8 protein-coding genes and 1 riboswitch are annotated in these 12,787 nt (G+C 35.6%); of the genes, 5 read left to right on the top strand and 3 right to left on the bottom strand.

The features are described 5' to 3' along the window. Positions 1-75 precede the first annotated feature (75 nt). From KWG70_RS16060 to metK, 3 genes are all read right to left on the bottom strand, one after another. Positions 76-1,890, bottom strand: a complete 1,815-nt coding sequence (locus tag KWG70_RS16060) for an Ig-like domain-containing protein (protein WP_230937059.1) — start codon at positions 1,888-1,890, stop codon at positions 76-78. A 57-nt stretch (positions 1,891-1,947) separates the two neighbouring features. Continuing rightward, entirely contained in the window at positions 1,948-3,762 is a 1,815-nt protein-coding gene (locus KWG70_RS16055; protein ID WP_230937058.1) for a carboxypeptidase-like regulatory domain-containing protein, read from the bottom strand. A gap of 182 nt (positions 3,763-3,944) precedes the next feature. After that, positions 3,945-5,198, bottom strand: coding sequence for a methionine adenosyltransferase (gene metK, locus KWG70_RS16050; RefSeq protein WP_230937057.1), 1,254 nt, complete (start codon positions 5,196-5,198; stop codon positions 3,945-3,947). 256 nt (positions 5,199-5,454) lie between these two features. Further along, positions 5,455-5,576: riboswitch (SAM riboswitch) on the top strand. Between the two features lie 121 nt (positions 5,577-5,697). Between metK and KWG70_RS16045 the strand changes: the two genes are divergently transcribed. The 5 genes from KWG70_RS16045 (at position 5,698) to metF (ending at position 12,756) form a co-directional block, all read left to right on the top strand. Next, positions 5,698-6,873 carry a trans-sulfuration enzyme family protein gene (locus KWG70_RS16045; protein WP_230937056.1) on the top strand — a complete coding sequence of 392 codons (1,176 nt, stop codon included), beginning with the start codon at positions 5,698-5,700 and terminating at the stop codon, positions 6,871-6,873. Further along, positions 6,860-7,942 (top strand): homoserine dehydrogenase family protein, encoded by a 1,083-nt coding sequence (locus KWG70_RS16040; RefSeq protein ID WP_230937055.1) that lies wholly within the window; start codon positions 6,860-6,862, stop codon positions 7,940-7,942. The genes KWG70_RS16045 and KWG70_RS16040 overlap by 14 nt, the downstream gene beginning before the upstream one ends. A gap of 5 nt (positions 7,943-7,947) precedes the next feature. Continuing rightward, on the top strand, positions 7,948-8,949 hold the full coding sequence (locus KWG70_RS16035; RefSeq protein WP_230937054.1) for a homocysteine S-methyltransferase family protein: 1,002 nt from the start codon (positions 7,948-7,950) through the stop codon (positions 8,947-8,949). Beyond that, positions 8,949-11,627: a methionine synthase gene (gene metH / locus KWG70_RS16030; protein WP_230937053.1), complete on the top strand. Its 2,679-nt coding sequence runs from the start codon at positions 8,949-8,951 to the stop codon at positions 11,625-11,627. The genes KWG70_RS16035 and metH overlap by 1 nt, the downstream gene beginning before the upstream one ends. 172 nt (positions 11,628-11,799) lie before the next feature. Further along, complete coding sequence (gene metF / locus KWG70_RS16025) at positions 11,800-12,756, top strand: methylenetetrahydrofolate reductase [NAD(P)H] (protein ID WP_230937052.1); 957 nt, start codon at positions 11,800-11,802, stop codon at positions 12,754-12,756. Positions 12,757-12,787 lie beyond the last annotated feature (31 nt).

The following is a 12,787-nucleotide window of genomic DNA, read 5'->3' as shown; positions in this document are numbered from 1 at the left end:
TTGACCTATATGAATGACTAATATAAAAAAGCCATCTCAATAGAGATGGCTTTTTTATATGTAAAATAGACGTTTTTAATTATCTCTTAAGACATGAATAATACCATTTATGGTATGCGGGACACCTAAAGAATCTTCATAACTACCGCTAAAATTAATATCAATGTACTCGTTCGTATCACCTAATGTAGTGAAATTGAAAATAATAGCATTATTATTGGATGATATGTCATTACATTCAGAAATATTGAAGCCTGTATCTCCTCCAATTATACCGTTCCAGTCATAATAATCATATGTACCGATATAAGGATCACCATTAAGTACACCTAGTAAATAGAAACAATTTTCACCACTTCCATAGATAGCAAGTGTAGGTGCGTCATAATTAGCATTGTATTCGGCAAATAATACTTCAAAGCCATCTATAAAAACTTCAGTTTCATTATCATCAATGGTGTATTGAACAAATTCGGTAACTGTATTACAAGCCGATATGGTTCCTATATCAGTTATTGGTGTTGTAAATGTATAATTAATACTATCGGTAACTTGTAAATTTACATAGTCACTTCCTTTAATACTAAATGTATCATTTGTGTCACATCTAATAAGATTGAATTCAAAATTTCCGTCTTCAACAACATCTGTGAAAGTTTGACCACCATAATTCATTTGTACGTAGCCATCTGTAACTGGGTTTCCATTACAATCATTAAACATACCAGTTACTGTTTCAGAAATAGTTTCAGGACCATCAGGTATCGTTATGCTTATAGCAGAGTCTATTACAAAAGGACCAATAGTCTCAGAATATATTGGGCTTTCACCACATATGTCATAGCTGTAAACCTTAACTTCTAACGTTTCACCACTTGGTATTACTCCGCAAGTTTCACCATTTTCATTGGTATAACCAGAAGTTGTTCCATAATTTGAACTTGTCAAAGTCACTTGAGTATTTGCTATAGGGTTTGACTCACTATCAAAAACAGTGACACAAAAATCAACATATTCGGCTGGGATATCGCAATTCCAAAAAGAAAAATGTGATACGGTTCCAACGTACATATTTCCAACTAAGGTTGCTTGACCTTCCTCAATCCAATACCCATTGACTTCATCAAAATACCAAAGCGGAATAGAACTAGGTGCATTTGTCATTAAGCTAGGATCCAGTGGTACTTTTATTTCTGCTGTAGACCCTTCCGTAAGATTAAGATCTTCACCATTTTCACCACGTAATTCCACTGCTAACATTCCAAAAGTTTGTAGCATTCGCTCTTCATTTTGAGCGTTGGCAGCATATAGCATACCAGGCATTTGATCAGTCATAGTTTCATCTACTGGATCCAGTAGATGCATAATGACGTTGACACTTCCATCATAAGCAGAACCATCAGGCTTTACATAATCACCTTCTAAAGCCACCGAAGCGCCATTAGGTAAGTTAATAGTTTCTTGAGTACCACTAGTTGTTGTTCCAACAACTGTTTCGGGTAACATCATGATACGTATTTTGTTGGTGCCTTGACTAGGAACCACAGCTCTCGACGCATGAATATAGCCAGCTTTTTCAGCTTTAATATAACCAAAACGCTGGTTGACTGTAGCATTGTTAATAATGAAAACACCATTACTATCAGTCATAGCTGTTGAGCTACCAATACTAATCATAACACTTTCAATAGGGTTGCCATTGATGTCAACTATAGTTCCTAAAAAGTCTCTTGAGATTTCATCACCGAAATTTTCTGAGAATGTGGTTGGATCTGGACCTTGATTTTGAGGATTTGAACCTGTGTTGTCGTCATCTGTACAAGACAAACATAAAAACACACACACGACAATAAGAAAAAAAGATTTATGGGGCATTTGTAATAATTTCATAGAGTTAAGTTTTGTTATTGTTATTATAACAGTTGATGCTTAAAAATTCCTAGTATTTTATAAATTTGGATCTCTAAGCACATGAATAGAACCTTCCATAGTGTGTGGTTGACCGTTGAAATCGAAATAGTCTAATTCGAAAGTGATATCTATATATTCACCAACTTCTCCTATACTATTTATATTGAACAATGCTGTGTTATCGAGAGTCATAGCATGACCACAGTCATCGCCATTAAATGTGATACCCATGTTGTCATTAGGGTCTTGAAAATACCAATAATCATAAGAGCCTACTAATGTGTTAAAATCTTGTGTTAAGATGCCAATTAACCTGAAACAATCCTCTTCAGGGAAATTTCCGTAGGCAGTTTCAATTTGAATTAAATAGGTTTCAATCGGAAAACTTTGATCGTCTAAATTATATTCTAGTTCTGCTATTTGGATATTATTAAATGTAAAATGCTCTGTGCCATCAATAGTATATTCTATATATTCGCATACACTCAAATTTCCAATATCAGTAACTGGTGATGTATAAGGAATTATGGTAACACCAGATTCTTGTCCATTATCTGAATCAAAAAATTGGATGGTAAAGTTTTCTTCATTGGTGCACCTAACTACAGTAGTTTCTATATAGCCATCAATAATAGTCTCGTAAAATGAATTTCCTCCTGTCCCTATTAAAACATATCCGTTTGCAATAGACTGCTCGTCACAACCATTAAAATTACCAATAACTGTTTCTGTGGCAAAGTCTGGATTTTCATTTATGACAATGGTTACGGAAGCATCTTCTAAAAATGGCCCAATGCTATTGATACTTTGAGTGCAGACACCTAGATTCGCATTGACGTCAAGTATTTCATTAGCTGGGACTAATCCGCAAACTTCTCCCTTATGGTTGGTTATACCGTTTGTTGTACCAAACCCTAGACTTGTAATGTCTAATGAGACGCCATTTAAGTCATTACCATCAGCGTCAACAACAGTGATACACAAGTTTACGGCCTCGGCAGGAATATCACAATTCCAAAATGAAAAATGAGTTACGGTTCCAACATATTGATTATCTACCAAAGTTGCTTCGCCTTCCTCAATCCAATAGCCATTGGTTTCATCAAAATACCATAATGGAATAGTATTAGGAGCATTGGCTACCAAGCTCTCATCTAGTGGAACTTTAATTTCCGCCGAAGAGTTCTCTGCAAGATTTAAATCTTCACCATTTTCACCACGTAACTCAATTGCTAACATACCAAATGTCTGTAGCATACGCTCTTCATTTTGTGCATTTGAAGCATACAGCATGCCTGGCATCTGGTCTTCCATATTGTCATCTGCTGGATCGAGATGATGCATAATTATATTAACATTTCCATCGTAAACAGTACCATCTGGTTTTATATAATCACCATCTAAAGCAACTGAAGCACCATTTGATAAACTAATTGTTTCTTGAGTGCCACTAGATGTAGTGCCAACAACAGTTTCAGGTAACATCATAATGCGTATTTTGTTAGTGCCTTCGGTTGGTACTACAGCTCTCGACGCATGAATATAACCCATTTTTTCAGCTTTAATATAGCCAAAACGTTGGTTCACTGTAGCGTCATTAATAATGAAAATACCCTGACTGTCGGTCGTTGTAGAAGAACTACCTATGCTAACCATTGCATTTTCGATCGGACTACCATTGAGGTCTACAATGGTACCCAGAAAGTCTCTTGAGATTTCATTACCAAAATTCTCAGAAAATGTGGTCGAATTTGGGTTTTGATTTTGTGAAGTGTTTATGCCATCATCTAATTCACACGAAGTAAAAAATAGAATGAATAGCATTGCAAAGCATGTCTTAATAATTTTCATAGCAGATTGATATAGTTTCTACTAAGATGTTAACTTTTAGAAAAGGTTGCGTACTGCCTTACAATTAATTTGCGAAGTCAATTGTATTTATAACGCTATTTAAAAAGATGAATCTATGATAAAAACAAAAAATCCTCATAACTAAGGTTGTGAGGATTTATGCTTATTGTTGTTTTGGTTTGTTATAATCCAAAAGCAGCTTTTACTTTATCAACGTAATCTAATTTTTCCCAAGTGAATAACTCGACATCCATCGTCACCGGATTTCCATTAGGTTGATTAAATGTTTTACTTACGATTTCAGCATCGCGTCCCATGTGACCATATGCAGCGGTTTCACTATACATAGGTTGACGTAATTTTAAGCGTTCTTCAATAGCAGCTGGGCGCATATCAAAAACTTCAGCAATTTTTTCGGCGATCTCTCCATCTGTGATATTAAATGGACAAGTCCCATAAGTATCTACAAAAATAGATGTTGGTTCTACAACACCAATGGCATAACTCACCTGCACTAAAATTTCATCACAAATACCAGCAGCTACCATATTTTTTGCAATATGTCTTGTTGCATAAGCCGCACTTCGATCTACTTTACTTGGATCTTTTCCAGAGAATGCACCTCCACCATGAGCGCCTTTTCCGCCATAAGTGTCAACGATAATTTTACGTCCGGTTAATCCTGTGTCACCATGAGGTCCACCAATTACAAATTTTCCAGTTGGATTAATGTGATACGTAATATCATCATTAAACAGGACTTGAATAGGTTCTGGTAGTTTTGCCACCACTCGAGGAATCAATATTTCTACAATATCTTTTCTAATCTTTGCCAGCATCTCTTCATCATTACCAAAATCATCATGTTGTGTAGACACGACAATAGCATCAATTCGCTGTGGTACATTATCATCACTATATTCAATTGTTACCTGACTTTTAGAATCTGGTCTTAAATAAGTAATGTCTTTGTTTTCACGACGTAAATCGGCAAGTTCTTTTAAAATTCTATGTGAAAGATCTAGAGCTAAAGGCATGAAGTTTTCGGTCTCACGCGTAGCATACCCAAACATCATTCCTTGATCTCCCGCACCTTGTTCTTCTTTGCTTTCTCTATCTACACCACGATTAATATCTTCAGATTGCTCATGGATTGCAGAAAACACACCACAAGAATTGCCATCAAACATATACTCACTTTTAGTGTATCCAATTTTATTGATGGTATCTCTAGCTATTTTTTGTACATCGAGGTAAGTATTCGACTTCACTTCACCTGCAAGCACAACTTGCCCAGTAGTGACTAAAGTTTCGCACGCTACCTTTGATTCTTTGTCAAAAGCTAAAAAATTATCTATTAAAGCATCACTAATTTGATCTGCTACTTTATCTGGATGTCCTTCAGAGACGCTTTCCGAAGTAAATAAATATCCCATAAATCTCTTTTAAATTATATTGTTTTCTGAAAAATGAATTGAGATTGCTTGGTCGCTAGAGAAGTTGTAAACTAACTGCTTTAGCATTTTTTAATGAGGTTGCAATCAGAACAAATTTTTCCTCTTAAATTATTATTTGGCAAAAGTAAAAAAATAAAGGGGAAAGTATATTTATTTTATTTTTTTTCTGAAATATTTGGTTTTTTAATTTTTCTATTGCAATATTTGTATTCACAAAGTTCAATAACTTACTGAAATGTTATCAAGAAAGGCGGAGGGAATAGACCCGAAGAAGCCTTAGCAACCCTTAAGCAATTAAGAAGGTGCTAAATTCTACTTGAAGCGTGATTCATTTATCACGATTTAGATAGATAACTCAGCGTAATTACTCATCTGTACTTACGTTATTTCTTATAACATTTTTCTATTAGGTACGCTTTTTTAAAGCGCATTTGACTTTTGAATTAATTTATTTATTAACTCAAAAAAAATTAGAAAAATGAGTGCAACAAAAATTATTCATTCCATTCCAAGTGATCCACTCACTGGAGCAATTTCGGTACCTGTGTACCAAACCTCAACTTTTATTCAGGATGCGCCTGGTGTAAATAAAGGTTATGATTATGCAAGAAGTAACAATCCAACACGACATGTTTTAGAAGATGTGGTTGCCAAACTTGAAGGCGGCAATTCGGCATTTGCTTTTGCCACTGGTTTAGCCGCTATTGATGCTGTTTTAAAATTATTATCTGCAGGTGACGAGATTATTGCGGTAGATGATATTTATGGTGGAGCCTATCGCTTATTTACGCATGTTTATGAAAAACTTGGTGTTACGGTACATTACGTTGATACTACAGATGCAGCTAATGTCGCTAACGTGATTAGCAGCAAAACAAAACTGGTCTGGATAGAGTCACCGACCAATCCAACGTTAAAAGTCTCAGACATTCAAACGATAAGTATTATTGCAAAAAGTGTAGGTGCTTTATTAGTTGTAGACAATACATTTGCAAGTCCTATTGCACAGCAGCCTATTGCGCTTGGAGCAGATCTTATTATTCACAGTGGGACAAAGTATATTGGTGGTCATTCCGATTTGGTAGCTGGTCTGGTAGTTACTAAAACAGAGGCACTATCTGAACGATTAAAGTTTATTCAAAATGCTTCTGGTGGGATTTTAGGACCTTGGGATTGCTTTTTAACCATTCGAGGTATTGAAACCTTAGAATTACGTTATCAAAAACAATGCGAAAACGCCTTCGCTGTAGCTGCTTTTTTGGTAAATCACCATGCCGTAGATGAGGTGTTCTTCCCAGGATTGGTCACACATAAAAATCATGATATCGCTAAGCGTCAACAAAACGGATTATTTGGAGGAATTGTATCTTTTACATTAAAAGAGGATACACAAGAGGCAGCCAATCGTTTTGTTACCAATACCAGTTACTTTAAACTAGCAGAAAGTCTTGGTGGTGTGAAAAGCTTGCTATGCCATCCACCTCAAATGACGCATGCCTCAATACCTAGAGAAAAACGATTACAATCTGGAATAAAAGATTCTTTGATTCGATTGTCTTGTGGAATTGAAGATGCTCAAGATTTAATTAATGACCTCAATCAGGCATTTACGGCGAAACATACATCTAAAACTCAGAATTATGTCAAGTCGTAAAACCATACATCTTGTGATTTTTGGGATTGGAAATGTTGGTAGTACACTCATCAGTCAAATCAACGCTTCTAAAGAACGCCTGAAATCACAATTGAATCTAAATATTGAAATTCCAGTAGTGACGAATTCTAAGCTTGTTTTTTTTAATGATAAGAGAGACACAGATACTTGGGAAACCAATTTTGAAAAATTTTCTGTCCCATTTGATGTATCAGATATCATTGCATTCGTGAAGGAACAACAGTATGAAAACGTAATTGCTGTTGATGCAACAGCTAGTGCAGATCTGGTTAAGAATTATATCTCATTAATCGAAAATGGATGTCATATTGTATCGGCTAATAAGTTAGCAAATACGCTACATTATGAATTTTATGATGGATTGCGCTTAGCACTAAAGAAACATAATAAGTCATTTTTATATGAAACTAATGTTGGTGCCGGACTACCAGTCATAGAGACGATTAGAAATCTTTATGATTCTGGCGAAGAGGTTGAAAAAGTAAGAGGTGTGTTTTCGGGTTCATTGAGTTATGTCTTTAATACGTTTTCTTCGGAAAATGAAACATTCTCAAAGGTGTTAACCAGAGCCTCACATTTAGGATTAACAGAACCCGATGTTCGTGAAGATCTTTCGGGAAATGATGTGGCCAGAAAACTCTTAATTTTAGCTAGAGAATTAGATTTAAATGTAGAGTTTCAGAATGTAAAGATTCAGTCTTTAGTCCCTAAAAACCTTAATGGAAAGGCGAGCTTACATCAATTTAAAACTAGAATTAAAGAGTTAGATCAACCTTTTTTAGAACGTAAGGACACCTTGTCCAAAAACCAAGTGTTGAGATACGTAGGTGAATTGAATGTCGCTGAAAAACGATTAGAAGTCAAGCTCATTTCCGAAGAGAAACAATCTGCTTTAGGTCAATTAAAAGGTTCTGATGCCATTTTTGAAATCTTTACAAAATCCTATGGTACACAGCCTATAGTAATTCAAGGTGCAGGAGCAGGTAAAGAGGTTACAGCTAGAGGCGTCTTATCAGATATAGTGAAGCTTTCAAACCATATAAATTAAAGTCTATGAGTGATATCAGAGAAGAAATAGAAAAACGAATTTTAGTACTAGATGGTGCCATGGGAACTATGCTGCAACGTTATGATTTTTCTGAAGAAGATTTTAGAGGCGAGCGATTTAAAGATTACCCTTCATCTCTAAAAGGAAATAATGATTTATTGTCGATAACACAACCGCAAGCTATAGCCGAAGTACATCGTTTATATTTTGAGGCTGGAGCAGATATTGTAGAAACCAATACGTTCTCTGGAACAACAATTGCCATGGCAGATTACCAAATGGAAGATTTGGTTTACGAACTCAATTATGAGTCGGCTAAAATCGCAAAACAAGTTGCCAATGAGTTTACAAAAGCAAATCCTGAAAAACCTCGATTTGTAGCTGGAAGCATCGGACCAACAAATAAGACAGCGAGTATGTCGCCAGATGTTAATAAGCCAGAATATAGAGCCATAACTTTTGAAGAGTTGCGTATTGCTTACAAAGAACAGGTAGAAGCGTTGATTGATGGCGGTGTAGATGTATTATTGGTTGAGACCATTTTTGATACACTCAATGCTAAAGCGGCCTTATTTGCAATTGAAGAAGTTAAGGAAGAGCGTCAAATCGATATACCAATTATGGTATCTGGAACTATTACTGATGCTTCAGGGCGAACCTTATCTGGTCAAACCGTTGAAGCATTTTTAACCTCTATTTCACACGTGCCTTTATTGAGTGTTGGTTTTAATTGTGCCCTAGGCGCAGAACAGCTCAAGCCTTATTTGCAGCGATTGTCTTATGAAACCGAATTTTATACCTCGGCACATCCCAATGCAGGATTACCAAATGCTTTTGGGGAATACGATCAGTCTGCGATGCAAATGCAGGAATTAATAGAAGATTATCTAAACGATGGTTTGATAAATATCATTGGTGGTTGTTGTGGGACAAACCCAAAACATATTCAAGCTATTGCAGAAGTCGCTAAAAATTATAAACCTAGACAGATTAATATTGAAGTATAATGGCAAGACGTAACACATATTTAACCTTATCTGGTCTTGAACCTTTGGTGGTGACTCCTGAAAGTAATTTCATCAATGTTGGAGAACGTACCAATGTGACGGGATCTCGAAAGTTTCTCAGATTGATTAAAGAAGAGAAATATGATGAAGCTCTCGATGTTGCTAGAGATCAAGTTGAAGGAGGCGCCCAAATTTTAGATGTTAATATGGATGAAGGCATGCTCGATGGGAAGTATGCCATGATTAAGTTTTTAAACCTTATCGCTTCAGAACCTGATATTGCACGCATTCCAATTATGATAGATAGCTCAAAATGGGATATTATTGAAGCTGGATTACAGGTGGTTCAAGGTAAATGTGTGGTTAATTCAATTAGCTTAAAAGAAGGTGAAGATGAATTTATTCGTCAGGCAAAATTAATCAAACGCTATGGAGCAGCGGTGATTGTTATGGCTTTTGATGAGGTTGGTCAAGCAGATACATATCAGAGACGTATTGATATTTGTAAGCGTTCTTATGATGTTTTGGTTAATCAGGTCAATTTCCCACCACAAGACATTATTTTCGATCCTAATATTTTCCCCGTAGCTACTGGTATGGATGAGCATCGTTTAAATGCTTTAGATTTTTTTAAAGCCACAAAATGGATTCGTGAACATTTACCTCATGCAAATGTGTCGGGAGGCGTGAGTAATGTTTCATTCTCATTTAGAGGAAATACAATTGTTCGTGAAGCAATCAACTCTGCATTTTTATATCATGCTATTCAACATGGTATGACTCTGGGCATTGTGAATCCAACACTATTAGAGGTCTATGATGAAATTCCGAAGGATTTATTACAGCATGTTGAAGATGTGTTGTTTGATAGGCATGAAGATGCTACCGAACGTTTACTAGATTTTGCCGAAACTGTAAAAGGACAAAAAAAAGAAGACGATACTAAGGTTTTAGAATGGCGAAACGCACCTTTACAAGAACGTATTACACATGCTTTAGTTAAAGGGATCGACGCTTTTATTGTTGAGGATGTTGAAGAGGCTCGTGTATTATCTGTTAAACCTATTCAGGTTATTGAAGGTCATTTGATGATAGGAATGAATGTGGTTGGTGATCTCTTTGGTAGCGGAAAAATGTTTTTGCCTCAAGTCGTAAAATCTGCACGTGTCATGAAAAAAGCAGTGGCTTATTTACAACCTTTTATTGAAGCTGAAAAAGATGGGAAACAAGCGTTTGCAGGTAAAATATTAATGGCTACTGTAAAAGGAGACGTACACGATATAGGAAAGAATATTGTGAGTGTGGTTTTGGGTTGTAATAATTATGAAATTATCGATTTAGGAGTTATGGTCCCTCCTGAAAAAATTATAGAAACAGCAGTCAAAGAAAATGTAGATGTTATAGGATTAAGTGGATTAATAACGCCATCACTTGATGAAATGGTTTATCTCTCTAAAGCTATGAAAAAGGAGAATTTAACGATTCCATTAATCATTGGTGGTGCTACCACATCCAAAGCACATACATCTGTAAAAATCGCACCTCATTATAACCATACGGTTGTGCATATTAATGATGCATCAAGAGCAGTTACTGTTGTTGGTAATTTATTGCAAAAGGATAATAAAGCTTACAAAGCTCAAATTCGTGAGGAGTATGACAAATTTCGAGAACAGTTTTTAACGCGAGGAAAACGAAAAGAATATATCTCAATAGATGTCGCACGACAACGTAAATATCAAATTGATTGGGCGACTTCGGAAATTGTAAAGCCAAAACAATTAGGAATTCAAGTTATAGACCATTTTGATCTGGCACAATTAGAAGCATACATAGATTGGAGTCCGTTTTTTAGAAGCTGGGATCTCCATGGGAAATTTCCAGATATTTTAAATGATTCTGTTGTTGGACAGCAAGCGCAAGATTTGTTTAAAGATGCACAGGACTTACTGAAACGAATCTTGGAAGAACAACTCCTAAAAGCAAAAGCTATTTTTGGGCTATTTCCTGCCAATACGATTAATGATGATGATATTGAAGTGTATGATGATAACGGAAATGTACAAGCCACCTTCTTAACGCTTCGTCAACAGCTTAAAAAAAGAGACGGTGTTCCAAATATAGCACTGGCTGATTTTATCGCGCCAAAAACTTCAGGAATACAGGATTATATTGGTGGTTTTTGCGTTACTACAGGTTTTGGTACTCATGAATTAGCTGAACAGTTTGAAGCCGCTAATGATGACTATAATTCTATTATGATTAAAGCATTAGCTGATCGATTGGCAGAAGCTTTTGCAGAGTACTTGCATGAGCATGTAAGAAAAGATGTTTGGGCTTATGCCTTAGACGAACATCTTAGTAATGAAGAATTAATCAAAGAAAGTTATAAGGGCATTCGACCAGCACCTGGTTATCCAGCATGCCCAGATCATTTAGAAAAAACAACTTTATGGCGCTTATTGGATGTAGAAGAACACATAGGTGTTAAGCTTACCGAGAGTTTAGCGATGTGGCCAGCTGCTAGTGTAAGTGGTTATTACTTTGGACATCCCGAAGCTAAATATTTTGGATTGGGAAAAATAACTGAAAACCAATTAAAGGATTATGCAAAACGTAGACAGATTAGTGAAGATCAAGCAAGAAAATGGCTCAATCCGAATCTGGCAGAAACTTAACAATTTCTTAGAACTAAGCTTACTATAAGATAGCAACTAAAACCTAATCTTGTATTGAACAAAACAGTCAAGATGATGAAAAAATATAAACTAGAAATAAGATTTGCATTGCAATTATTAGTGTTAACCACAGTGTCTTTGCTCATAGCATATCTCACATCAACACCATAGTATGAAAGTTACCGAACACATAAAAAATGCCAACGGAAATACACAATTTTCCTTTGAGATTTTACCACCTTTAAAAGGGCAGCATATTCAATCCATTTTTGATAATATAGATCCGTTAATGGAGTTTAAACCACCTTTTATTGATGTGACCTATCATCGTGAAGAGTATACCTTTAAAGATGCTGGTAATGGATTACTCAAAAAGCAAATTGTAAAAAAACGTCCCGGAACTGTTGGAATTTGTGCAGCGATCCAAAATAAATATGGTGTCGATGCGATTCCTCATATTTTATGTGGCGGATTTACAAAAGAAGACACCGAAAATTTCCTTATTGATCTTGATTTTCTAGGGATTGATAATGTTATGGCACTTCGCGGTGATGCCGTAAAGACCGAAACCTATTTTAAACCAGAAAAAGATGGTCATGAATATGCGAGTGGTTTGGTAACTCAAATTTCCGACTTAAATCAAGGCAATTATCTTGATGAAGAATTGGAAAACTCCTCACCAACTAACTTTTGTATTGGCGTTGCTGCCTATCCCGAAAAACATGCTGAAGCACCTAGTTTGGATAGCGATATTCATTTCCTCAAAAAGAAAATAAAAAAAGGCGCTACTTATATTGTGACGCAAATGTTTTTTGATAATGATAAATACTTCAAATTTGTTGAAAAATGTAGAAACGAAGGGATTACTGTTCCTATAATTCCTGGATTAAAACCTATAGCCACAAAGAAGCAACTTAATTTAATTCCACATCGTTTTCATGTAGATCTTCCTGAAGATCTTATTATAGAAATTGTGAAATGCAAGGATAATAAAGCTGTACGTCAAGTTGGAATTGAATGGTGTATACAACAATCTAAAGAACTTCAAAAAGCAGGGATTCCTGTCTTACATTATTATTCAATGGGGAAAAGTGATAATATTAAAGCGGTTGCTTCGCAGGTGTTTTGATTATTCTGTTATTTTTGTGGCATAACTAAAT

This window comes from Psychroserpens luteolus (assembly GCF_021032705.1).
Lineage (GTDB): Bacteria > Bacteroidota > Bacteroidia > Flavobacteriales > Flavobacteriaceae > Psychroserpens > Psychroserpens luteolus.
Note: the sequence above shows the minus strand (reverse complement) of the source record. Positions and strands in the feature narration are given on the sequence as shown.